Source organism: Proteus sp. CD3, assembly GCF_008808075.1.
Lineage (GTDB): Bacteria > Pseudomonadota > Gammaproteobacteria > Enterobacterales > Enterobacteriaceae > Proteus > Proteus appendicitidis.
In genome coordinates this window covers 2,108,980-2,132,442 of sequence record NZ_CP019686.1, presented here as the reverse complement: position 1 = coordinate 2,132,442, position 23,463 = coordinate 2,108,980, and the positions used below count along the sequence as shown (strand labels likewise).

At 34.9% G+C, this 23,463-nt stretch carries 22 protein-coding genes, 1 tRNA gene and 1 riboswitch; of the genes, 11 read left to right on the top strand and 12 right to left on the bottom strand.

The features are described from left to right. The first annotated feature begins 132 nt into the window (after positions 1 to 132). Entirely contained in the window at positions 133 to 1,617 is a 1,485-nt protein-coding gene (putP, locus tag BTA34_RS09685; protein WP_151435461.1) for a sodium/proline symporter PutP, read from the top strand. 118 nt (positions 1,618 to 1,735) lie between these two features. Here the strand turns inward: putP and BTA34_RS09680 are convergent, their stop codons facing one another. Continuing rightward, positions 1,736 to 2,566 (bottom strand): hypothetical protein, encoded by an 831-nt coding sequence (locus BTA34_RS09680; protein ID WP_151435460.1) that lies wholly within the window; start codon positions 2,564 to 2,566, stop codon positions 1,736 to 1,738. Positions 2,567 to 2,792: 226 nt separating this feature from the next. Then, positions 2,793 to 3,641 carry a hypothetical protein gene (locus BTA34_RS09675; RefSeq protein WP_265576058.1) on the bottom strand — a complete coding sequence of 283 codons (849 nt, stop codon included), beginning with the start codon at positions 3,639 to 3,641 and terminating at the stop codon, positions 2,793 to 2,795. Positions 3,642 to 3,876: 235 nt separating this feature from the next. On the opposite strand from BTA34_RS09675, the gene BTA34_RS09670 reads away from it, so the two are divergent. Beyond that, a complete protein-coding gene (locus tag BTA34_RS09670; protein ID WP_151435458.1) occupies positions 3,877 to 4,323 on the top strand; it encodes a DUF6386 family protein in 447 nt (148 codons plus the stop codon). A 412-nt stretch (positions 4,324 to 4,735) separates the two neighbouring features. Here the strand turns inward: BTA34_RS09670 and BTA34_RS09665 are convergent. Further along, positions 4,736 to 4,811: transfer RNA gene (locus tag BTA34_RS09665), tRNA-Lys, on the bottom strand. A 260-nt stretch (positions 4,812 to 5,071) separates the two neighbouring features. On the opposite strand from BTA34_RS09665, the gene cycA reads away from it, so the two are divergent. The 3 genes from cycA to BTA34_RS09650 all read left to right on the top strand — a co-directional run bounded on the left by cycA (position 5,072) and on the right by BTA34_RS09650 (position 8,228). Beyond that, entirely contained in the window at positions 5,072 to 6,484 is a 1,413-nt protein-coding gene (cycA, locus tag BTA34_RS09660; protein ID WP_151435457.1) for a D-serine/D-alanine/glycine transporter, read from the top strand. A 273-nt stretch (positions 6,485 to 6,757) separates the two neighbouring features. Further along, a complete protein-coding gene (locus BTA34_RS09655) occupies positions 6,758 to 7,192 on the top strand; it encodes a universal stress protein (protein WP_151435456.1) in 435 nt (144 codons plus the stop codon). Positions 7,193 to 7,409: 217 nt separating this feature from the next. After that, a complete protein-coding gene (locus BTA34_RS09650; RefSeq protein ID WP_151435455.1) occupies positions 7,410 to 8,228 on the top strand; it encodes an MBL fold metallo-hydrolase in 819 nt (272 codons plus the stop codon). Between the two features lie 190 nt (positions 8,229 to 8,418). On the opposite strand, the gene BTA34_RS09645 is transcribed toward BTA34_RS09650, so the two are convergent. Next, complete coding sequence (locus BTA34_RS09645) at positions 8,419 to 8,865, bottom strand: universal stress protein (protein ID WP_151435454.1); 447 nt, start codon at positions 8,863 to 8,865, stop codon at positions 8,419 to 8,421. A 225-nt stretch (positions 8,866 to 9,090) separates the two neighbouring features. Here BTA34_RS09645 and psiE point away from each other — a divergent pair, with 225 nt between their 5' ends. Then, positions 9,091 to 9,504: a phosphate-starvation-inducible protein PsiE gene (gene psiE / locus BTA34_RS09640; protein ID WP_023581865.1), complete on the top strand. Its 414-nt coding sequence runs from the start codon at positions 9,091 to 9,093 to the stop codon at positions 9,502 to 9,504. Positions 9,505 to 9,650: 146 nt separating this feature from the next. Continuing rightward, on the top strand, positions 9,651 to 10,466 hold the full coding sequence (gene rlmA / locus BTA34_RS09635) for a 23S rRNA (guanine(745)-N(1))-methyltransferase (protein ID WP_151435453.1): 816 nt from the start codon (positions 9,651 to 9,653) through the stop codon (positions 10,464 to 10,466). Between the two features lie 91 nt (positions 10,467 to 10,557). Here the strand turns inward: rlmA and mntP are convergent, their stop codons facing one another. The 4 genes from mntP to pabB all read right to left on the bottom strand — a co-directional run bounded on the left by mntP (position 10,558) and on the right by pabB (position 15,330). Then, on the bottom strand, positions 10,558 to 11,145 hold the full coding sequence (gene mntP / locus BTA34_RS09630; protein WP_151435452.1) for a manganese efflux pump MntP: 588 nt from the start codon (positions 11,143 to 11,145) through the stop codon (positions 10,558 to 10,560). Positions 11,146 to 11,230: 85 nt separating this feature from the next. Next, positions 11,231 to 11,343: riboswitch (yybP-ykoY riboswitch) on the bottom strand. A 505-nt stretch (positions 11,344 to 11,848) separates the two neighbouring features. Then, a complete protein-coding gene (locus tag BTA34_RS09625) occupies positions 11,849 to 13,210 on the bottom strand; it encodes an L-serine ammonia-lyase (RefSeq protein WP_109374205.1) in 1,362 nt (453 codons plus the stop codon). A gap of 184 nt (positions 13,211 to 13,394) precedes the next feature. Further along, entirely contained in the window at positions 13,395 to 13,958 is a 564-nt protein-coding gene (locus tag BTA34_RS09620) for a CoA pyrophosphatase (protein ID WP_151435451.1), read from the bottom strand. Beyond that, positions 13,945 to 15,330 (bottom strand): aminodeoxychorismate synthase component 1, encoded by a 1,386-nt coding sequence (gene pabB / locus BTA34_RS09615; RefSeq protein ID WP_151435450.1) that lies wholly within the window; start codon positions 15,328 to 15,330, stop codon positions 13,945 to 13,947. Before pabB ends, BTA34_RS09620 begins: the two co-directional genes overlap by 14 nt. 112 nt (positions 15,331 to 15,442) lie before the next feature. Here pabB and BTA34_RS09610 point away from each other — a divergent pair, with 112 nt between their 5' ends. Both BTA34_RS09610 and yebF read left to right on the top strand, forming a co-directional pair. Beyond that, positions 15,443 to 15,625, top strand: a complete 183-nt coding sequence (locus tag BTA34_RS09610) for a YoaH family protein (RefSeq protein ID WP_151435449.1) — start codon at positions 15,443 to 15,445, stop codon at positions 15,623 to 15,625. Positions 15,626 to 15,721: 96 nt separating this feature from the next. Continuing rightward, the gene (yebF, locus tag BTA34_RS09605; protein ID WP_151435448.1) at positions 15,722 to 16,111 is read left to right on the top strand and encodes a protein YebF; all 390 of its coding nucleotides are present in this window, start codon (positions 15,722 to 15,724) and stop codon (positions 16,109 to 16,111) included. Positions 16,112 to 16,214: 103 nt separating this feature from the next. On the opposite strand, the gene BTA34_RS09600 is transcribed toward yebF, so the two are convergent. Continuing rightward, a complete protein-coding gene (locus BTA34_RS09600; RefSeq protein ID WP_100160381.1) occupies positions 16,215 to 16,448 on the bottom strand; it encodes a DNA polymerase III subunit theta in 234 nt (77 codons plus the stop codon). A gap of 1,342 nt (positions 16,449 to 17,790) precedes the next feature. Between BTA34_RS09600 and BTA34_RS09595 the strand changes: the two genes are divergently transcribed. Beyond that, complete coding sequence (locus BTA34_RS09595) at positions 17,791 to 19,263, top strand: alanine/glycine:cation symporter family protein (protein WP_151435447.1); 1,473 nt, start codon at positions 17,791 to 17,793, stop codon at positions 19,261 to 19,263. Positions 19,264 to 19,374: 111 nt separating this feature from the next. After that, positions 19,375 to 20,214: an N-acetylmuramoyl-L-alanine amidase gene (locus tag BTA34_RS09590; RefSeq protein ID WP_151435446.1), complete on the top strand. Its 840-nt coding sequence runs from the start codon at positions 19,375 to 19,377 to the stop codon at positions 20,212 to 20,214. 143 nt (positions 20,215 to 20,357) lie between these two features. On the opposite strand, the gene brnQ is transcribed toward BTA34_RS09590, so the two are convergent. From brnQ to BTA34_RS09575, 3 genes are all read right to left on the bottom strand, one after another. Further along, the gene (gene brnQ, locus BTA34_RS09585) at positions 20,358 to 21,704 is read right to left on the bottom strand and encodes a branched-chain amino acid transport system II carrier protein (RefSeq protein ID WP_151435445.1); all 1,347 of its coding nucleotides are present in this window, start codon (positions 21,702 to 21,704) and stop codon (positions 20,358 to 20,360) included. 302 nt (positions 21,705 to 22,006) lie between these two features. Continuing rightward, the gene (gene yidA, locus BTA34_RS09580) at positions 22,007 to 22,813 is read right to left on the bottom strand and encodes a sugar-phosphatase (protein WP_151435444.1); all 807 of its coding nucleotides are present in this window, start codon (positions 22,811 to 22,813) and stop codon (positions 22,007 to 22,009) included. Positions 22,814 to 22,940: 127 nt separating this feature from the next. Continuing rightward, entirely contained in the window at positions 22,941 to 23,327 is a 387-nt protein-coding gene (locus tag BTA34_RS09575) for a helix-turn-helix domain-containing protein (protein WP_006533085.1), read from the bottom strand. Positions 23,328 to 23,463 lie beyond the last annotated feature (136 nt).

Here is a 23,463-nt window from a genome sequence, read left to right as displayed (position 1 = left end):
TTTATCTGTTGCTGTAAGAAATTATTTTAATTAAAAACTGAAAAGATCATTAATGCGCAACGAAGTGCAACGTTCCTGTACAAGTCAAAAGCATACCGATGATCGGAAACAGATTTATGGAGAACTGCAATTATGGCTTTAACTTCGCCAATGCTAATTACATTTACGATCTACATCTTGGGTATGCTTTTTATTGGCTACCTTGCTTATCGTTCAACAAAAAACTTTGATGATTATATTCTTGGCGGTCGGCGACTTGGCAGTGTAGTTACTGCGTTGTCAGCGGGTGCTTCAGACATGAGTGGTTGGTTATTAATGGGATTGCCTGGCGTGGTATTTTTTGCCGGTATTTCAGAGAGCTGGATTGCTATTGGACTCTGTTTAGGGGCGTGGCTAAACTGGCGTTTAGTGGCAGGGCGTTTACGTTTGCAAACTGAAAAAAACAATAATGCATTAACGTTACCCGATTATTTGACATCGCGTTTTGATGATAAAAGCAAAATGCTACGTATCATTTCAGCGTTAGTTATTCTTATCTTCTTTACTATTTATTGCGCATCAGGTGTGGTTGCTGGTGGAATGCTGTTTGAATCTACATTTCATATTCCTTATCACGAAGCGATGATTTATGGTGCGCTTGCAACTATTGCATATACCTTTTTAGGTGGCTTTCTTGCTGTAAGTTGGACAGATACTGTTCAAGCGACTTTAATGATTTTTGCTCTGATCCTAACGCCTATTATTGTTATTTTCTCCGTGGGTGGCATTGATACTTCTGTTGCTATCATTAAAGCAAAAGATCCATCTTATTTGGATATGTTCAAAGGGCTTGATTTCATCGCAATTATTTCATTATTAGCATGGGGATTGGGTTATTTTGGGCAACCTCATATTCTTGCTCGTTTTATGGCAGCTGACTCTAACCAAACTATTCGTAAAGCACGCCGTATTGGTATGACGTGGATGATCCTTTGTTTAGGCGGTACGGTTGCAGTTGGGTTCTTTGGTATTGCTTACTTTGAAATGAATCCTGCACAAGCGGGTGCTGTAACAGCTAAAAATGAACGTATTTTTATGGAGTTGGCTTCACTGCTCTTTAATCCATGGATTGCTGGTATTCTGTTGTCTGCAATTCTAGCTGCAGTAATGAGTACATTAAGCTGTCAATTATTAGTCTGTGCAAGTGCATTAACTGAAGATTTATATAAGCCATTTATTCGTAAAAGTGCGAGCCAAAAAGAGTTAGTTTGGGTAGGGCGTGGCATGGTGTTATTAGTTGCAATTATTGCAATCTTCCTAGCGCGTGATCCAAACAATAAGGTACTTGATTTAGTGAGTAACGCGTGGGCTGGTTTTGGTGCTGCTTTTGGTCCTGTGATCCTCATTTCTGTAATGTGGAAACGTATGACTCGTAATGGTGCATTTGCTGGAATGTTGATTGGTGCTTTAACCGTGTTAGTGTGGATGCAATATAAATGGTTTGGATTATATGAAATTATTCCTGGTTTTATCTTTGCCTCTATTGCTATCGTTGTCATCAGTTTAATGGGTAAAGAGCCAAGTAAAGAGAATCAACAACGCTTTGATGAAGCTGAAACTCAATATCGTAATACATAATAAAATAGAGAAAATGAGATAAATAAAAGGTCACTTTATTAAATAAAGTGACCTTTGTTATATAAACTCATTATAAATTTAAAAGGGAGTATGATTTTAAACTTTTAACACTAATAAATTATTCATAATATTCAAATTTATTATATACAATTGCTGTGCTGGTATCGATTATGGTGCCATCTTTTCTAACTTCACTTACCATTTTCCATGTTAAGCAATTATTATATTTATCCCATTCTTGGCAAGTACTATCATACTCTCTTATATCATCATACAAACTCGTAAATATTTGCGTTTGATGTAAGATTTTATCATCTTTACCATAATTAAATTCTAATATAACTTCATTATTATCAATTGCTTTTAAGAGACGACCTTTATTATCATAAGAATAATAAATTGTACTTCCCTGATTTTCAGCGTTAGATTCAATAATTGTTTCTGATGCAATCTTACTGCCATCATAAAAAATTTCTGAAAAATCAGTACCTATAAGTTTTCCATCTCCATCATAAAAATGAGAGGTTTTATTTATTAGCTGGTTTTGATCATTTTTACCATATATCTCATTAAGATAAAGTGTATAGATCTTGTGTAAACTCTTTAGCTGGTATTTATATTTGATATTATAAGGTGTTGACATTCTTACAAGATTTGTTTCGATCCGCTCATGAATATATTCTTGCGTAGACGAATCAAATTTAGTGAGAGAGCCACATTCATCAAATTGAATTTCACCTTTATAGGCTTTAAATCGACCTTTTTCAGGTAATGTGCTAGTGATAATGATGGATTTTATAGGGCCATAATAAAACTCTAACAGGGTGGGCATATTATTAGACTGATTCACCTGTTTTTGTTGATCTTTACAAGATGTTGATGTCGCAAATACTGGGAGTGACATAAAAAGTGTGCATAGAGAAAAAATAGAAAGGAGTGATAATTTCATATAATGAGTCATCTTAAATTTTATTAAAAGAGAACACGCTATAAAGCATATTCATCATTAATTGATTTAAGTAGTTTTACACAAATTGTTTTTTAATGAAAGTATCACGAGGGAGTATTTAATCATAGATAAGATGATATGTAATAAATATAAAAACCAGTCTATTTTTGATAGTCTGATTTTTATATTATTAACTTAAATTTGATATGAGAATATAATATAAATATTATTCGTAGTAAATAAACTCGTTATGAAGCATAGCCTTACTAAAATTAATGACTTCATCATCAAATTTAATCGTACTTTCAAGTTCCTCTTTTGAACAATTGGCAAATTTGTCCCATTCAAGGCAAGTAGTGATAAAGGCTTTATCTTCTCCATTAATACCTTTGATATAGTTTGATTGAGTAACTACTTTTCCTGTTAGATCATACTTATATTCTAGGTTTATTTTGCCATCTTCGATTACAGATTGTAATTTTCCTTGAGGATTATAAATGTACTCTGTTGTGATAGTCTCAGTTGTAGGATCAGACGATTTGCTAGTTTCTTTAATAATGCGTCCATCTTTATAGTCGAATTGGCTGGTAATGGTATCCAGCAAAGTGCCATCATTTGAATAATATTGAATAACTTTTTTGTTGAACCGGTTCTGCCCATCTTTATGATAGGTTTCTTGCATATAGATAGAATGTGAGCCATAGGCATTTTTTATCTGAAACTGATATCGGATAACAGAAGGGTTATCAGGCAATGTTCTTATTAAATTAGTTTCTATATTGCCTTCAACGTACTCTTGCATTGATGTGCTATCTTTCAATAACTTTCCACACTCATCAAAGTGAATTTCACCTTTTAGTGCTTTAAAACGTCCGTCATGAGGTAACGTGCTTGTCATCGTGACTGATTTAACCGGGCCGTTATACTCACTGAGCAATATAATGTTGCTATTGGCAATATTGGTTTGTTTTTCAGTCTCTGTGCATTGAGTTGAAGCTGCGATTGCTGGCAATGAAGAAACCGCATAAAGGGAAAGAGGGATAAGGAACTGTTGTAATTTCATAAGACCATCCATGATGCTCGTCATATTTTAAGTTGTAGCGTTGTTGGCTGCACTCACGCTAGTTACCTACTTTTTGTATGCACCTAGCAACTCGTTTGCTTGTCGCCTAGCCACACCTAGAATTATTTAGAGTATAAAGTATAGGGTATGTGTCCAGTATAAGTAATTGGCTTGCCAAATAGTATAGATAAAATCCTATATAATTGACCGATACATAAAGAGAATAAAAATATTTTGGAGCATGTATATGTTAAACGCATTTTCATTTATGACTGACACGGCAACTCTGGCTATTTTTGATTTACAAGCAATCCAACATAGAAAGTCAGATACAGCAGATTGGTGGAGCATACCTGATGATGAGTTAGATGAAATGAACAAAGGTAATATCGCATTTATTGGTTTAGGTAATGATGGTTTTTACACGATTAATCTATGCGATAAAATTGACGCTCCAGATGTAAAAATAAATATACACTGTCCATCAGGTGAAATTTTCATTGGTGCAGGAGAGGATACAACTGGCGGCGATTTAGAGCCAGATGATCCACAATATCGTGCAGGAGAAGTTATTTTTCTCCCAGTAGGAGATTATGAAGTTTCATTAAAAAAGGTAAGCAACATGCTTTTTATTTCTATCATTTCCAGTAAAGTGAAACTAAATAAGTTTAAGAATGTTTTGCGTTTAGATTAAAGAAATATATAAATGATAACTTAAAAGCATAATAACAATTGGAAAAATACTATTATTTAAAATGTCATTTACCAAACAGAAAATTGACTTAGTGGATAGTAAAATAAATATCATTAGCTACGTTTTGATTGATGACTTTGGCGGAGAATTTAAAAATAAGAAAGAGATAAAGTAAGTTTTCTTGTGGTTTATATTGGATTATCTAATTAAATTAGACTAATTGTTTGTTTTGGTTGAACTCACTTATTATAAAAACTGAAGGAAATATAAGTCGATATTGTTTTTTTAATTATCGTATTATTTTGAGTTTTTAGCTTAAGATAAATGCGACACTTTTGCGACATTCAGCTATAAAAACAAAAAAGCCACTTATTTCTAAGTGGCATAAATGTCTGATTTATCAGCTTAAATTTGGTGGGTCGTGGGAGGCTCGAACTCCCGACCAATTGATTAAGAGTCAACTGCTCTACCGACTGAGCTAACAACCCGATGCGCTAATTATTCTCCTCTCAAATGCGATGGTCAAGTGCTTATTTTGATTTTTTTTCAAATGGATAAAATATCGCCGATTAAATTAAAGAAAGGATCTTATCTGGTTATCAAAGCACCATTCATTTTACTAAAAGTGATCTTTTCATTACTTATACTGAGATTTGTGTCACAATAATTTCGCAAACATATTACCGCGCCAAAAAATAAAATAGCGGTAAAAACAACATCAAAAATATGAAAACACTTCAGGTATTGTATGGAAGATCAAACAGAAATTTCTCCACCCGTTAGAGTGAAAAATGCCACTCTACAGCGGGGGCTAACAAATCGTCATATTCAATTAATTGCCATTGGTGGTGCTATCGGTACTGGTCTATTTATGGGATCAGGGAAAACCATTTCGTTAGCTGGACCATCAATTATTTTTGTTTATATGATAATTGGCTTTGTCTTGTTCTTTGTGATGAGAGCCATGGGCGAGCTGTTATTATCAAATTTAGAATATAAGTCATTTAGTGATTTTGCTGGTGATTTATTAGGTCCATGGGCTGGTTTTTTTGTCGGCTGGACTTATTGGTTTTGCTGGGTCATTACGGGTATTGCCGATATTGTCGCGATAACGTCCTATATTAGTTATTGGGTTCCTAATTTTCCTGAATGGGGCACATCCTTTATTTGTGTGCTGACATTGCTTATTTTAAATTTAGCGACAGTCAAACTCTTTGGGGAAATGGAATTTTGGTTCTCGATGATAAAAATAACCGCAATTGTCTCTTTAATTATTGTGGGTATTGTTCTTATCAGTATTGGGTTTGAATCGCCAGCAGGGCATACCGCAGCACTAGAGAATATTTGGAATGATGGAGGAATGTTCCCTAAAGGGTTAAGTGGATTTTTTGCCGGATTCCAAATTGCTATTTTTGCGTTTGTTGGGATTGAATTAGTCGGCACTGCGGCTGCAGAAACGCGTAATCCAGAAAAATCCTTACCGAAAGCTATCAATGCTATCCCTATCCGTATTATTACTTTTTACGTATTCGCATTAGCGATTATTATGTCGGTAACTCCATGGCGTTCTATTTTGGCGGATAAAAGCCCATTTGTTGAGTTATTCGTTATGATAGGAATACCTGCAGCTGCAAGCTTAGTAAACTTTGTGGTATTAACAGCAGCAGCCTCTTCTGCAAATAGTGGGATATTCTCCACAAGCCGAATGTTATTTGGTTTATCTAAAGAAGGTGAAGCACCAAAACAGTTTAGCCAATTATCTAAACGTGCCGTACCTGCCAATGGGCTGTTATTTACTAGCTTATGTTTATCGTGCGGAATTGTATTAATTTACTTTATTCCTGATGTCATGCATGTATTTACCTTGGTAACAACAGTGTCGGCATTATTATTTATGTTTATTTGGAGTATGATTTTATGCTCTTATTTAGCATATCGTAAAAAACGCCCACAATTGCATGAGAAGTCTATCTATAAAATGCCTTTGGGAATTATTATGTCATGGTTATGTCTTGCGTTTTTTGCATTTATGACTGTGCTACTCGCTTTTGAACATGATACTCGCCAAGCATTAAGTGTGACTCCATTATGGTTTATTGCCTTAGCAATTGGTTATCAATACGTTAAGAAGAACAAACAGAAAAATCTTTCTCAAAAGTAATACAATAGCGATCTAGTAAAAGTGAAAAGCCTTATTTTAATAAGGCTTTTTATTTATTAGTAATATGTTATTACTAATAAAAAATGATTAAAAATAAACTTTATATTTATTTCTGTTTGTTTCTATTTTTGTTTTTTTACTTAGTGTTTACCTTTATTTTGAGTGAAAAATAGGCGTTATTTTTTTGAAATAAACTATTTTTAAAATATGTTAACTACATCCGGCATTTTTCTAGAAATACACTATCCTACAATTAAAATAAAAGGAGACGGTATGTATAAGAATATTTTGGTTCCCATTGATATTGATGAAGATAACCTGATGAACAAAGCAATTCCGTTAGTGGAAAACATTGCAAAAAATGAAGATCCTTATGTTCACTTTTTGTATGTGTTGCCTAAACTTCCACAATCTTCTTATTATCGACTTGTTATGAATGGCGATCAATTAGATCAAGGATGCTTAAAAACGTCAGCAGAAAAAGAACTTAAAAAAATAATCGAGCGTTTTGATTTACCTGATGACCGAATGCAAACTCACATTTGTATTGGTACACCACGAGATGCAATATTGCAGATTGCTGATGAAGTGAATGCAGATTTAATTGTGATTAGTTCGCATAATCCTGAAGATGATTCTTATCATATCGGTTCAACCGCCGCAGATATTACACGTTACGCAAAACGTTCTGTTATGGTAGTGAGATAATAGAGGGAGTTAGATAAGCCTAATGTGTTTATAAGCGAACAGTAGTAAGAATATCTGCAAGGTTTAGTGATATCGCTGTTATGTTTTGTTCACACATAACAGCGATTATGCGACCAAAAGGTAAAGCAATCGCACAAATCAGCAGTTTTTATATTTGGAACAAATTCTTTTTTTAATTACTATTAAGTTATCTCCTGATAATAATTAAAAAATCCCTATGTTAACGATCACCGCATTACTAGAAAACAAATCGATTAATCCTGAACTTAGCCATTATCCTGGTTTATCATTATTGTTAGAAGATGATGAGTGCCAAGCTAAAATTCTTTTTGATACTGGAAAAGACCTTACCTTTATTTCAAATGCAAAAAAAATGGGTATTGATTTAACCACATTGAAAACGATTGTTGTGTCTCATGGGCATTATGATCATTTTGGTGGGCTTACACATTTGCCTGCAGATTTTTTCACCCATAAACCACGAGTTATCGCTCATCCACATTTATTTTCTATTCGTTATTCAGCCCTTTTTTTAGGCAATAAAAATATTAAATTTAAACGGTTAGCTCCTTTATTTGATCGAGCAAAACTCGAAGCGCAGTTTGCTTTTGAATTAACACAAGCACCGTTAGTAATCGAAGAAAATTTTATCTATTCGGGACAAGTGACTCAACGCCAAGTGGATAAACGCTATGGTGTTATTATTCATGGATCAGGCGAAGAAGATGATTACGTTCTTGATGATAGTTTTCTTGTTTGGCAAGGGAGAAAAGGGCTAGTGATTATCACGGGTTGTAGCCATTCGGGAATTGAATCCATTATTGGGCATGCAAAAAAAATAACCGGAAATAACCAAATTCAAGCGATTATAGGCGGGTTGCATTTACGTTGTGCAACACCATCAGCATTACAACGCGCTAAAAAAGCCATAGATGAAAATATTGATGTGTATGGATGTCATTGCACTGGTGTATTAGGGCGAAAATATCTTAATGCGAAAGATTTCAATACAGGGCAATCTTTATCTTTTGAGTAGTATTTAATGCAACGAAGTCTATTGAAAGCGGTGAAATTTTTGTTTTTTGGTCTGTATTCTAACAAATTAACCTATTGAAATAAAAAAATTAAAGTACATTTAGTGCTATTTATAACGAAGAAAAATGTAGAATACTTATTGGCAATAAATGAGCTAACTTTATTGCCAAAAAGAAAGTGTATTGGTGATTTTACTTGCGAATAACCATTACTGAAAGTGACGTATTGTTTACAATATAATCCGCTGTTGAACCCAGTAAAATATTACGTTTATTGCGAGAACTTGAACCAATAATAATGGTATCTGCATCAATTTTATCTGCTAGCTCTAGAATATTATAATTAGGTGTACCAATAACGGCATGGCATTGGTATTGCTCTTTGGGTAAGTGAAATTGTTGCTTTACGCATTGCTCTAATTTTTCAGTCAATAAAACTAAAGCTTGTTGCTTTTTTTCAATGACAGATGTGCTATTACAATCAAGCCCGTAAGCTTCTAAAGAGCGCAAATTAGGCATAACTGTAATGAAATGGAAATAATTTTCTGGTTTTCTAGCTAGAAAGTGAATATCTTCGATCATGCGTTGAATTCTACTATCTTCTAATAAATCAATTGCAACGAGGTATTTGTTAGCCATAGCGTGCCTTTTCAATAAATTAGCCCTTAAATTAAGTATAAGTAAATCAGCTTATAAGTTGAAATTTAAAAGCAAATATTGCGATTATTGCATCATTATTCTTGGTTTTTTGGCTCTAAAAGATAAAAAAATGGTGTGGTGAATGCGTAAATCCATTAAAATTGTCTAATAAACCTTTTATTATTTTTACACATCACGGAATGATCCCACTAGGTTATAGTTTATATGAGAAAATCAAGCGAAGATTTACTGAAATGTATTGCCACTATATTACAGTGGGTGCTTAATATTGGGTTACTTATTTTAGCGATTGTATTGGTCAGTTTTCTTATCAAAGAAACCTATGTAATCGCTTCATTATTATTTAATTTAGGTGCAGAAGAGTCGTCTTATCAATTATTAGAAGGTATTTTGATCTACTTTCTTTATTTTGAGTTTATTGCACTTATTGTTAAGTATTTTTTATCTGGCGGGCATTTCCCTCTTAGATATTTTATTTATATTGGAATAACGGCAATAGTGCGTTTAATTATTGTTGAGCATAAAGACTCTGTTGATACGCTAATTCAATCAGGTGCAATATTATTGTTAGTTATTGCGTTATTTATCGCTAATACTGAAAAATTAAAACGAACTTGATCCGCCTATAAGTTGTGCTTAGTAAGCTACTTAGCAGAAAAAGCATGACTTAAGATTAAAAATAAAGAGTAAGGTTTTCCGCAAGATTGGGAGAGGTATGTTATTATCTCTCCCAATTCTATTCTGGGTTATACAAAAATATTATTATGTCTTATCAATGTCCATTATGTTATCAGGCACTTTCTCTTCAAGCTCACAGTTGGGTTTGTGAAAATAATCATCAATTTGATTGTGCTAAAGAAGGGTATGTCAATTTGTTGCCAGTGCAATTTAAACGCTCAAAAGAGCCTGGTGATAGCGCTGAAATGATTAACGCACGCCGTGAGTTTTTAGATGCCGGTTTTTACCAGCCAATGCGAGATAAAGTGGCTGAGTTAATACAAACATTATTGCCTGAAGATAACAGTGTTGTATTGGATATTGGTTGTGGTGAAGGTTATTACACCAATCAAATTTATCAAAATCTAAAATTACATCACCCACAAGTCTATGGCTTAGATGTTTCTAAGGTTGCGATTAAATACGCCGCTAAACGTTATTCATCCATTCATTTTTGTGTAGCTTCAAGTCAACGTTTACCTTTTTGTGATGCCTCTTTAAATGCGGTTGTGCGTATTTACGCTCCGTGTAATAGTGATGAATTAGCAAGAGTCATTGTACACAATGGCTATATTATTACGGTTACACCGGCTCCTCGTCATCTTTATCAGTTAAAAGCACTGATTTATTCAGAAGTACATCTTCATCCATTAAAAGAAGAACATTTTGATGGATTTAATAAAGTGTCTGAACATCAAGTTGCTTATATGATGAATTTAAACGGTAAGCAGGCTTTTGATTTATTGCAAATGACACCGTTTGCATGGCGTGCAAGTGAAGAAGTAAAACAGGCATTAGCGGCAAGTAAAAACTTTGAATGTGAAACAGACTTTTTAATTCGTGTTTATCAACGTCATGCTTAATCATGTGAAATAAAAATATTTTATTAAATTAATAAAAAAGCTTAGGTTGTGATATTTAAAACCTAAGCTTTTTAATATGCTTTATTAGCAATTAGTTAGCGTACATAAATAATTCTAAGTGCTCGAATACAATATTAAAGCCGATAGCAATTAATACGATCCCACCGATAATTTCTGCTTTTTTTCCAAGTACGGGGCCAACATAACGACCAATTAACATACCCAGCGTTGCCATGATCATGGTCATCATACCAATCGTCATTGCGGTATGAACAATATTGACTTGAAGGAAGGCTAAACCGACACCAATTGCCATTGCATCAAGGCTTGTAGCGATACCTGTTGCGATTAAAGACAGCGAGCCGTGACGCTGTGGGGCTTCTTCTTCACAAGGGCAATCATCTCCACGTTTTAAGCTTTGGTAAATCATTCGGCTACCAAGAACAAACAGTAATCCAAAGGCAACCCAGTGATCCCATTGAATAATATATTGGCTTGTATATAAACCTAGCGCCCAACCAATAACGGGTGTGCTGGCTTCAATAATACCGAATATAAATCCAGTGCGGAGTGCTTCGCGAAAACGAGGTTTGTGTAATGTGGCACCTTTACAGACAGCAACAGCAAATGCGTCCATAGAAAGGGCTAGGGCGAGAATGATAGTGGCGTAGAAACTCATAATAAAGCCTCGGTTGGGGTATTTCCATATACACACAATTGACCCCCAACCAAAGAAGTACAATTATGTGTCTATGGTCTTGCCAACCGTATTACGGCATCTGCACCACGCTAGATGAAAATAAGCGAGTATGTTGATACAGATTTCTTAAAATAATGATCCTTATTTTAAGACAGGCTACTCCCCAATGACTTGATGCAGAAGATAACATATTATTTTTGAAAGGCAACATATTATTTATTATATTTCAAAGATGATATTGATAATAATTATCATTATTAAGTCCGGTGAGTTTAAATATATTATAAATAATTACCATATGTTAAAAAAATGATAAATTTCAATATGATGAATAATTAACCATATAATAAACAATGGGTTTTAATTATTTTTATAATAAGAAATTAAATTTTTATAGAAATGAATACACTTAAAAATTATAAGCTCTATTTTCTACGAAATTAAATGAATATTAAATAAGCCTATATTTAATGAGTATATTTAATATCTATATTTAATACATCTATTTAATATAGAAAAATAAGAAATTTTTAAATTATAAAAAGATATATTACTTAATTTTAATTGTGTATTTTATAATTATTCTCTTTAGTTATCTAAGAGTTAAGCAATGATTAAAAATAAAGTAGCTAAAATAAAAAAGCCATTCAAAGTGAATGGCTTTTCGTCTAAATAGTGTTAATTAGTCACACTGTACTTTGATTGCCAGACCACCGCGTGATGTTTCGCGATATTTAGCATTCATGTCTTTACCTGTTTCATACATGGTTTCAATGACTTTATCGAGAGAAACACGAGGTTCACTGGTACGACGAATTGCCATACGCGCGGCATTAACAGCTTTAACAGAAGCAATGGCATTACGTTCAATACAAGGAACTTGAACTTGACCTGCAACAGGGTCACAAGTTAAACCAAGGTTGTGTTCCATACCGATTTCAGCAGCAATACAGACTTGCTCTGGGCTTCCGCCTAATAATTCAGCAAGACCCGCAGCTGCCATTGAGCAAGCTACGCCAACTTCGCCTTGGCAACCGACTTCAGCCCCTGAAATAGAAGCATTCATTTTGTAAAGAATACCAATTGCACCGGATGCCAAGAAATAGCGTAAGTAGGTTTCTTGTGTAACAGGCTCTATGCAACGATCGTAGTAAGCCAATACAGCAGGAACGATACCACATGCACCATTTGTTGGTGCTGTAACAACGCGTCCACCTGCGGCGTTTTCTTCATTAACCGCCAGTGCAAACATATTGATAAGATCAACGACTTTCATTGGATCGTTTGACAGGCTGTTGCTTGATGTTAATAAGCGATTTAATGCGGCAGCACGACGAGGTACACGTAATGGTCCTGGTAATACGCCTTCTGTATTTAAACCGTGTTCAATGCACTCTTGCATTGTTTTATAAACATCAGCGAAATAAGCATTAATTTCTGCTTGAGTATGCAGATCTAGCTCATTTTTCATCATTAAGCTAGAAATGGATAAACCCGTTTCTTTACAGTGTTTTAATAACTCTTCTGCGCTAGCATAAGGGTATGAAACAGGCTTGCTATTTAATGTTGATTTACCGAAGTTTTCTTCATCAACGATAAAACCGCCACCAATAGAATAATACGTTTTTCTATAGACTTCTTTGTCGCCAGCAAAAGCATGGATTGTCATACCATTTTCATGTAATGACAGGTTGTCGTTGCTAAAATGCATACTTTCTGCTGGGAAATCGACCACTTTTAAGCCGTTTGCTAATGAAAGCTTGCCAGTTTCTTCAACTTCACGAATAAAACCGGGAATGCTGTCAATATCGACAGTAGCTGGTGCATTACCTGCTAACCCCATAATAATTGCGATATCAGTATGGTGACCTTTGCCTGTCAAAGACAAGGAGCCGTAAACATCAACAGCTACACGAGTGACAGACGCAATCAATTCCTGGCTGACTAAATCATCGACAAATTCTTTACCCGCTTTCATTGGCCCTACGGTGTGAGAGCTAGATGGTCCGATGCCCACTTTAAACATGTCGAAAACGCTAATCACGTCAGACTCCTTAATAATAAGAGAGAGGGTTAAAAAGAATAAAATATAGTTATTTATAGTAAAGGGATCGTTTTTACGATTATATCGTCCCGTTAATGATGTAGTTTACAACATTTTTTTAAAATAGCTAAGTAGAGTTGTGAAGGCGGTGATAAAAAGCACAAGCTGAATATAAAATAGCGTGCTAAGTAATATGTAAAGCGAGTCTATGCAAAATAGCAGCGGTTAATCCCCAGACGAGATGTCCATTATAGGGATAAAAGTAGATACGATGATTTTCACCAGCACGATGAAAATCTAAAGGTTGATAATGTTGGGCATTAAGTACATGACTTAGTGGCATTTCAAAGATAGAGGCAACTTCCGCTGGATTATGGCGTAAAGGTAAACCCGCAGGAATAACGCCAACAATAGGGGTAACTAAATATCCGCTAGAACTTTGTAAAGGGGCTAATTGACCAATTACAGATACGGCATTGGGGGGAATAGCCACTTCTTCATGTGCTTCCCTTAGTGCAGTTGCAATAAGGTTGCTATCTTCTGGATCACGTTTACCACCGGGTAAAGCGACTTGCCCTGCATGAGAGCGTAGTGTTGATGCACGCTCGGTTAATAATAATGTTGGGTTAGGTTTATTGATAATCGGCAGCAAGACGGCTGCCGATTTTTGGGCATGAAGAGGCTGACTTACCTTGTCATCAGGTAATGTGAGTTGAAAACGATTGATAAAAGTATCAATGGGTGTCATCGATAGTTGACTCACTTAAAACAGTTAATATTTGCCCAAGTTTATCAAATGTTTCTTGGTACTCTTTTTCAGCAACGCTATCAGCAACAATACCACCACCCGCCCAACAGTAAATTTTATTTTTTTCAGTTAATAAAGTACGAATGCTGATATTGGTATCCATTGTGCCACAAAAACTGATATAACCAATTGCACCACAGTATCCATGGCGACGATGAGGTTCAAGTTCCTCGATGATCTCCATTGCTCTGATTTTTGGGGCGCCAGTGATAGAACCGCCCGGGAAAGCCGCTCTTAATAAATCAGTTGCTGTTAAATGAGACGGTAATTGCGCTGTAATCGTACTGACTAAATGATGTACTGCTGGGAAACGCTCAACAACAAATAACTCAGGTACTTTGACGGAGCCTGTTACTGCAACTTTGCCAATATCATTACGCATCAAATCTACAATCATTAAGTTTTCAGCGCGATCTTTACGCGAATTTGCTAATAATTGAGCTTGTTCATCATCTTCTTCTGGTGTTGCTTTACGAGGTAATGTTCCCTTTATTGGTCGTGTTTCTATTTTATTATCTGCTAAATGAATAAAGCGCTCAGGTGAAACACTAATCACAAAGTTATTTGGCAAGCACATAAAAGAAGAGAAAGGGGCTTTATTCGCCTTATTCAATGTTAAGAATGCACCCCATTCACTACCTGTATAACTTGCACAAAAACGTTGAGCTAAATTAACTTGATAGCAGTCACCCGAAAGTAAGTATTGATGAATTTTAGCAATTTTCTTGTTATATTCATCACTATTGATGTTTGATTGCCACTCTGTTGTTAAGGTGAATTGTAAATCAAGCGCTGTGGAAGATTGGCTTTCTAACCACTGTAAGCGTTCATCAATATTTTGATAGCTAATTAAAGTGGCTTTTTTTAAGTGGTGATCGACAATCAGCGCCCAATCATAAATACCAATTGCCATATCTGCGAAATTAAGTTCATTTTTCGCTAGTTCAGGTAAGTTTTCAAAACGACGACCTAAATCATAACTCCAGATACCTAAAGCGCCACCCAAAAAAGGCAATGACTCACTTTGTTCTGGGTGAAAATCAAATTGTTCTAACGCAGATTGAATGAGAGTGAAAGGATCTTTTTTGGAACGTTTTACCGTGCCGTTTTTTTCTTTAATTGTTGTCGTTTGTTTGCGAGTTTCTAAAGTCACAGCAGGATCGGAGACAACAATATCAAAACGATTATGAGGATGTTCGGCAAAGCCGGAATGAAGTAAACTAGACCAAGGCAATGACGCAATAGGAGAAAATACCCGCAGAGCTAGATCAGGGGTATAAGTTAATTCGCGTTGTTGTAATTGCATATCCATCTTATGACCATGTAAACAAAGTGTGTTGTATTAATTGCACAATAAATTGTAATCAAAAAGATTACACTCATGTAAATACAAAATAGACGTTAATAAAGATAAGAGTAACATTATGTTTCTAGGAATGCCTACATTAACACATGAAGAGCAACAAAAAGCGGTAGAAAAAATTCAATCTCTTATGGCTGAGGGAATGAGCAGTGGAGAGGCTATTCAATTAGTCGCTCAAGAGTTAAGAGAGAAACACTCAACCCGTGAATCTGTTTCTATTGTATTTGATGATGAAAATGAATAAAACAATTTTTTAACAAATGTCACAATAGTGTTATTAACCATATGCTATGCTTAATGAAAACACATCCTGTTTTAAGGGATATTTTCGGGAGGTTATATGAAATTAAGCAAGCTTGTGAGTCAAACAGGAATACTTGGAGCGGGTCTTTTACTTGCCGTTTCTTTTGGAGCATCTGCAGAAAGTATCGAAAATGTGAATAAAGATATTGTGCGTTCTGCGCCATTTGCGAGTTGTGTTAATTTAGATAACAATCAACTTGTTACAAGAGTAAAAAATGATTTTTTACAAAATCGTTTACCTCGCTGGCAAGATGATAAAAATACATTAGGTCCAAAACCTGTTGCAAGTATTAATGCTAATGAAGTTATCAAGATGGATAATAACTATCAGATGGTATTAAATGTAAGAGGGGCGAGAACAGATCTTCGTTACAATGTTCAAGTCAATTGTGATGACAATACTATTACTTATGTTTCTCCTAAATAATAGATAGGTGTTAGTGAGTTGTAGTTAATCGCTTGAAAGAAAAAGAGATAAACCAAGGATTATCTCTTTTTTTACCATTATCAAAATAACGGAGCGTGTTTGACTATTTTTTTACCGGTGGGTCATAAGGTAAACGAGAATAGTGTTGGCTTCTTGCGCGATAAAATACCAGCCTTTCTTGAAAGAAGGCTTGAAAAGCTTGAGGCTGTTCTCTTAAAACAGCATCTGCTACAACGGGCATGTTATAGCGCTCTTTAAAAGCGACGCCTGAAGCGGCTAAGCTTATATTTAACTTATCTTTTTCTTCTTGTGTTAATTCTGAAAGGTTATAACTCATTATCTTTCCCTCTATAACAATATCAGTAAGGTAAAAGAGCATGCTTATTAATGCAAGCAAATAAAGATATTAGTCATTAATGTGTAGTAAAAATGATGTGCTTTATTTGGGTTGATATTTAATCTAGACCATTAAATATAACAATAAAATCTTATTCCTCTTTAATTTTTATACCACTTTATGAGTAATTCAAATAAGGTGAATGATAAAATAAGCCGTTTTAATCCTTATTAAATAAATTTTTAAATAGAGAAAAAATCAGTTTACCTCTAAAAAGGGTAAATAATATGAATGTTTAATTTGATTTAGATCAAGGAAAAGAAAGTGGGATTTTGCATTAAAAATAGTTGAATAATGTTAATTTATCAATTGGATATTCTATCTGTTTTTATTTTATATTATTTGACAAAGAGTTACGTTAAGGTGCTGAAATATTGAGATAAAAAAATGCCCTGTTGGGGAAACAGGGCGAAAATTAATACAACACCAGGGAAAAACATATTATAAATAAAATTAACTAAATGGTTAATAGGTAAACTTACGTGATTCTACATTTTTTTATTAATATGAAATAAAGTGTTATTAAACTTTAATTAATATTCAAAAAAGAATAGGGTTATTAATGAATAGTTAGTGAATAAAAAAAGAAGAGAAACCAACCAACAGTTTTCATTAAAAATGAAAGATAACAAACTAGACTTGAATTAATGCATTATGGATGTGTAATAAAATAAAGATGTAAAATTGATTTTTTATCTTATTTTAATATCTTATTAATATTAAAGAGTTTTATTGATGCGACAATATAAAATATTTATTGTTAATTGTTGTAAAAATATTTATTTCTTAAATGTTAATTACTGAACCGTTAAATTGGAAATTGAAAAAATCTTAATTAATCACTTTAATAGTTCATCTAAATCTTATTTTAGATAAATAGAAAAGATTATTAATTGATGTTTTTTTAATCTGTTTACTTTTTTTCTAAAATGACTGATTAACTTAATGACTAAAGTATTTACTTTACTTTTTAGAGTTAATAAAATAAAGAAATAATTATTTATCCTAATGATATGTATGGTTTTTTTATTTTTCAATATTGTTCATTTTGGTTAATGAGATAATTAAATTAAAATAATAATATGTAAAAAAATAAACAAAAAATATACATATCATGCAATATTGTGCTACATTTAGTTCGCTTTTCACACAGTAATTTTTGATATTACTTTAATACAGATTCGGATCAGTAATTGACTCAATTACACGATATCTGTTTACTTTTTTATTTCAATAGCGATGTAAGGATAGGTTATATACGTTATTATATAAGGGGATTGATTTGACAGGGCTAATAAACTTTGCGAATAACATTTTATGGGGATATGTTCTTATCTATTTGCTTCTTGGAGTAGGTATTTACTTTACTATCCGTACCGGATTTATACAAATCCGACATTTTAGTCATATGTTCTCTATTTTAAAAAATAGCCATAAGTCAGATAAATCAGGGATTTCTTCCTTTCAGGCATTATGCACCAGTCTAGCTGCGCGCGTAGGTACAGGAAACTTGACGGGAGTCGCGATTGCTTTAACTGCGGGCGGCCCTGGCGCTATTTTTTGGATGTGGGTTGTCGCTTTAATTGGTATGGCGACATCATTAATAGAAAGTACACTCGCGCAACTTTATAAAACAAAAGATGATGATGGTAACTACCGTGGCGGTCCTGCTTATTATATGACAAAAGGACTGAAAATGCGCTGGATGGGAGTTCTCTTCGCCATTTTCTTAATTATCGCTTTTGGCTTAGTTTTTAATGCTGTTCAAGCGAATTCTATTGCTCAAGCTACAGCTTCTGCCTTTAATTTTGATCCACTTTATGTGGGGATCTTTTTAGTACTCACCAGCGGATTTATTATTTTTGGTGGTCTGCGCTGGATTGCTCGTGTTGCTGAATTAGTTGTTCCTGTTATGGCAACAGCATATTTATTATTAGCATTTTGGGTTGTCGCAGATCATATCGAACGCTTACCCGAAGTTTTCATTTTAATTTTTAAAAGTGCTTTTGGGCTACAAGAAGCGGCTGCTGGTGCCGTTGCCTACGGTATTAGCCAAGCGATGACACAAGGTATTCAGCGCGGTCTCTTTTCTAATGAAGCAGGTATGGGGTCTGCACCTAATGCCGCTGCTTCCGCAACACCTTATCCACCACATCCTGCATCTCAAGGCTATGTTCAAATGCTAGGGGTATTTATGGATACCTTGGTGATTTGTAGTGCCACTGCAGTGATCATTTTATCATCAGGTGTGCTAGACAGTTATCCTGAAGGTATTAACGGCATTCAATTAACACAATTGGCTTTATCATCAACAGTTGGTGGATGGGGAAGTACCTTTATTGCGATAGCTATTTTCTTCTTTGCTTTCACATCCATTATTGCCAATTATGCTTATGCTGAGAGTAATATGATTTTCCTTGGGCGTAATCACACAACAGGATTATTTCTCTTACGCTCAGCGGTATTAGTGATGGTAATGTTTGGCGCATTAGCCGATATGCCTTTAGTTTGGAAAATGGCTGATCTTTCAATGGGATTAATGGCAATGACTAATTTAATCGCAATCATCTTGCTTTCTGGTGTCGCCTTAAAATTAGTTAAAGATTATAACCAGCAACGACAAGCTGGTTTACTGCCTACATTTGATATTCGCCAATATCCAGAATTACAAGATGATATTGAAGAAGGTATTTGGGATGAGAATATTGTTCCTGATGAACCTTTAGTTCGATGTGAAAAAGTGAGCAATAACTAAAGCAATAACCAAAAAAATAATAAAAAAGCGTCAAAACTCAAAACCCATATTCTTTAATATGGGTTTTTTTATTACAATTTAACTTTGGGAATAATTAATCAAGGATCAGAAATGAGGTCTAGTCGGTATTATATAGGATTACTTATTGCAATAAGCCTCTTAACTAGTTGTGCCAAGCAACCAGTATTTATTGATAGAGGTGAATATATAGTTAAAGTTATTCCTAATAAGCAGGAAGCAAATGACTGTGTAAAATATCTGGTGATGCACTATACCGCGCTAGATGATGAACGCTCGCTTAAGGTTCTTACTGGGGGAAGAGTCAGTAGCCACTATTTGATCCCTACACATCCTTCATCTATTGATGGAAAGCCAGTGATTACTTCATTAGTGGATGAACGGCAAATTGCATGGCATGCGGGCATTAGTCAGTGGGGAGACGCAACAAGCCTAAATAATTGCTCCATTGGGATTGAGATAGTCAATCTGGGCTACCGTGATAATGGTAAATTTAGGTATTGGTATTCTTATACCGCAGATCAAATCGTGACGATTTCAATGGTAATGAAAGATATTATTGAACGTTATGATATCGAGCCTCAAAACGTTTTGGGTCACAGTGATATTGCACCTCTGAGAAAAGTTGATCCTGGTCCTTTATTCCCTTGGGAAAGATTAGCCCACCAAGGAATTGGAGCTTGGCCAGATAAGAAATTAGTACAAACTTATTTAGCGGGTAGAGATCCTTCAGAGCCTGTTGATGTCGCTAATTTCCAAAAGTTATTGCAGCAATACGGTTATCAAACACCAACAAATGGTGTGTTAGATAATAATGCACAAAAAGTAGTAAAGGTTTTCCAAATGCATTTTAGATCAGAGAAAGCAAATGGGCTTCCTGATGCTCAATCAGAAGCCATTTTAAAGGCATTGATTGAGAAATACCGAACTTAACATTTCCAGATAGTAAAAATACAGCTAAATACAGCTAAGTGCAGATAATAGAAAAACAAAAAGCGTCTCCAAGATAAAATTTGGAAGACGCTTTTTTTTTATCAACTTATAACCAGTATTACAAATTAGGTGTTATATGCTGGTTATTTCGCTGTACTTTCTATTGAAAGATTTTCTTCTTTAAAATTTAAGCTAACAACCAGTGAGATGATAAATGCAATCGCACCTGGTAATACCCAACCTAAGCCGTAATCAGACAGTGGGATATAGCTAAATAATTGCAGTAAATCAGCATTTAACCACTTCAATTGTTTCAATGTATCGAAAAGGCTCATCAAAACAATGATTGTAATTGTAAAGCGATAGGTAAAGCGAGGTGATTTTAATTTATTACGAATGAATTGCAGTAATACTAATGTGACTGATGTTGGATAAATCATTAATAATGCAGGAATAGTCACTCGTAATAGTGTATCAAGACCAAACGTTGATACAACAGTGGTCATTAACGTAAATACCACAACCCAAAAGCGATAGCCTAAACGGTGATGGAATGTTGCAAAGTAGTCTGCAGCAGCACTTGTTACACCTACAAGTGTGGTCATACTGGCTAATAAAACAATTCCTCCCATCAGCCAAGTACCCACAGAGCCAAATAATGCATCAACATAACGAGAGAATATTTGACCACCGTTAGTGGCATTGAGTGCAGGATCAGCAAAAACAGAAACAGAGTGGCTTGTCGCACCTAAGTAGAAAAGGCACAGATAAAGTGCGGCTAACAGTAAAACTGAAATCATGCCTGCTTTTACGGTAATAAAACCGATTTGACGTGGTTCAGTAATGCCTTTGGTATATAAAGCACGAGCAACGATCCCCCCAAATGCCATAGCAGAAAGGACATCCATGGTTTGGTAACCATCAATAAAGCCAGAGAAGAAGCCATTTACCGCATAAAGACCTGTCGGTTCACCCATTGGCGAAATCGGTTTAGCCACAACAGCAATGCCCACAACCACCAGCAGGACTAATAGTGCTGGCGTCATAAACTTACCAATGGCGCTGATCATCGTACCTTGTTTAAGCATAAAGAACATACTTGTAATATTGAAAACAAGCGCGAAAGTCAGATGTGTTGCGGTATTTTTCTCAATAAGACCTAAAGGTAAGAAACCCATTTCATAAGCAGTATTGGTAACACGAGGCATCGCAAAAGTAGAACCCACGATCAAATACAGTGCTACCCAGAAAATGACGGCAACCCATGAAGGTAAATCAACAGAAAGTCGCTCTCCACGTCCACGAATTGCAACAATAACTAAGGTAAGAAAAGGAAGTAAGACACCCGTAACAAGGAAACCTAAAGATGTACTAAACCAGAGGTTTCCTGATTGGAAACCCGCCATAGGGGGAAAAATAATATTGCCAGCACCGAGGAAGAGTGCGAAAACCATCATTCCAAGAACGAGCATGTCTTTTGTAGAAAGCATAACTAAAACTACCTGTCTGTGAAGAAAATATATTAATGATTTATATTTGTTATTCTACCATTAGCCTATTTATTAGCTGAATATGTTGTAAAAATGCAGTTTGAATAACGAAAAGTGAATTAATAGTAGCAAATTCTGAGAGATATGTAAGAAGAAAGGCGGATTTAACGCTTATTTAACAGTAATTATAGAATAATAAAAGGCTATGTTTTTGGTTGAAAAGCAGTGTGATCCTCTGCTAAGGATCACAATTGCTATATAATTTTGTAGGCATTCGCGATAAAACACAAAAAAGATCGTGTTTAAATAAATCTATTAATAGCCACTGCAACACCGTGCTCTTCATTAGAAAGTGTGACGAATTTAGCGACTTTCTTTACTTCTTCAGGGGCATTTCCCATCGCAACGCCTAAACCCGCATATTTCAGCATTGCTAAATCATTACCTTGATCACCAATACACATAATTTTTTCTGGCGTAATTTTTAGATGTTCGGCGACTTTTTGAACCGCACTCCCTTTATTGACATTGGTGTTCAACACTTCAATAAAATAAGGAGCGCTACGTAATATGCTGTATTGTTCATAAATATTAGCAGGAAGATATTGAATGGCATTATCCAAAACGGCAGGTGCATCAACAATCATAAACTTACTAAAATACATATCAGTTTGCATTTCATTCAGTGGACGATAATAAAGTGGTGTCCAAGATAGAAAGGCTTCTTGGCAGGTGAAATGGCTAATATGGCTATTGGTCGTATAAATCTTATTATCGCTGATAACGTGAAAATGGACGCCAATCTCACGAGCGAGGTTTTCAAAATAGAGGTAATCTTCAAAATTGAGCAGATCTTGAATAATAACTTCACCATTATCTGCTTGATGGATTTGGCTACCATTATTGCTGATACAGTAACAATCAGAGGTATTAAGACCAAGTGTTTTTAAATAGGGAGAGATGCCATTAAAGGAGCGTCCTGAAGCTAATACAATCTTAACTCCTGCCTCTTTTGCTCGCTGAACTGCTTGTTTTACTTCTGGTGTAATTTCGTGTTGTTTGTTAAGCAAGGTTCCATCTAAATCAATCGCGATAAGCTTAATACTCATTAGCATCCCCATATTAAATAAAAGCAATTATGATAAAGGAAGGGCGAAGCGGTCTATCATCACATAGCTTGAGTATTATTTATGTGACATTAAAGGCTATCTGTATAATGCCACATAAATGGAAGGGTTAATCACAACAAGGTGATTGTAAATGTAAAGGTTGTTTGGTTTCTAAAACGATCTCTTGATTTTGCCGAAAGTCGAAAGGCGTGATGCCATACTCTTTACGGAACATATAAGTAAAGTGAGATTGTGAACCAAAGCCGAAATCAAGGGCGATATCGAAGATAGAGCGCTCACTGGTACGTAATAAATGAATAGCGCCAGCTAATCTACGCTGACGGATATACTTTCCTAAAGAGGTGCCTGTGACTTCTTTAAAGATTTTCTGCATGTGCCAAAGAGAATACCCAGAATAAGCCGCCAACTCTTCAAGATGGATAACACGACCTAAATGCTCCTCAATCCATTTACTAAGCGCGCAAACCAATGCGAGATGATTATCTTGTGGCATTACAGTTCCATTCTATCAATGAAGTTAAGGTAAAAATCAAAATTAACTCCCTAATCTTATACAAAAAATAACAGACAGAGAAATCCATATTAATGAATAGCTATCTCTAATCGTTGGCAAAATGTGTACTTAAAAT

Coding starts and splice junctions, on each gene's coding strand:
- putP (WP_151435461.1), top strand. CDS start 133: ATGGCTTTAACTTCGCCAATGCTAATTACATTTACGATCTACATCTTG.
- BTA34_RS09680 (WP_151435460.1), bottom strand. CDS start 2,566: ATGAAATTATCACTCCTTTCTATTTTTTCTCTATGCACACTTTTTATG.
- BTA34_RS09675 (WP_265576058.1), bottom strand. CDS start 3,641: ATGGATGGTCTTATGAAATTACAACAGTTCCTTATCCCTCTTTCCCTT.
- BTA34_RS09670 (WP_151435458.1), top strand. CDS start 3,877: ATGTTAAACGCATTTTCATTTATGACTGACACGGCAACTCTGGCTATT.
- cycA (WP_151435457.1), top strand. CDS start 5,072: ATGGAAGATCAAACAGAAATTTCTCCACCCGTTAGAGTGAAAAATGCC.
- BTA34_RS09655 (WP_151435456.1), top strand. CDS start 6,758: ATGTATAAGAATATTTTGGTTCCCATTGATATTGATGAAGATAACCTG.
- BTA34_RS09650 (WP_151435455.1), top strand. CDS start 7,410: ATGTTAACGATCACCGCATTACTAGAAAACAAATCGATTAATCCTGAA.
- BTA34_RS09645 (WP_151435454.1), bottom strand. CDS start 8,865: ATGGCTAACAAATACCTCGTTGCAATTGATTTATTAGAAGATAGTAGA.
- psiE (WP_023581865.1), top strand. CDS start 9,091: ATGAGAAAATCAAGCGAAGATTTACTGAAATGTATTGCCACTATATTA.
- rlmA (WP_151435453.1), top strand. CDS start 9,651: ATGTCTTATCAATGTCCATTATGTTATCAGGCACTTTCTCTTCAAGCT.
- mntP (WP_151435452.1), bottom strand. CDS start 11,145: ATGAGTTTCTACGCCACTATCATTCTCGCCCTAGCCCTTTCTATGGAC.
- BTA34_RS09620 (WP_151435451.1), bottom strand. CDS start 13,958: ATGACACCCATTGATACTTTTATCAATCGTTTTCAACTCACATTACCT.
- pabB (WP_151435450.1), bottom strand. CDS start 15,330: ATGGATATGCAATTACAACAACGCGAATTAACTTATACCCCTGATCTA.
- BTA34_RS09610 (WP_151435449.1), top strand. CDS start 15,443: ATGTTTCTAGGAATGCCTACATTAACACATGAAGAGCAACAAAAAGCG.
- yebF (WP_151435448.1), top strand. CDS start 15,722: ATGAAATTAAGCAAGCTTGTGAGTCAAACAGGAATACTTGGAGCGGGT.
- BTA34_RS09600 (WP_100160381.1), bottom strand. CDS start 16,448: ATGAGTTATAACCTTTCAGAATTAACACAAGAAGAAAAAGATAAGTTA.
- BTA34_RS09590 (WP_151435446.1), top strand. CDS start 19,375: ATGAGGTCTAGTCGGTATTATATAGGATTACTTATTGCAATAAGCCTC.
- brnQ (WP_151435445.1), bottom strand. CDS start 21,704: ATGCTTTCTACAAAAGACATGCTCGTTCTTGGAATGATGGTTTTCGCA.
- yidA (WP_151435444.1), bottom strand. CDS start 22,813: ATGAGTATTAAGCTTATCGCGATTGATTTAGATGGAACCTTGCTTAAC.
- BTA34_RS09575 (WP_006533085.1), bottom strand. CDS start 23,327: ATGCCACAAGATAATCATCTCGCATTGGTTTGCGCGCTTAGTAAATGG.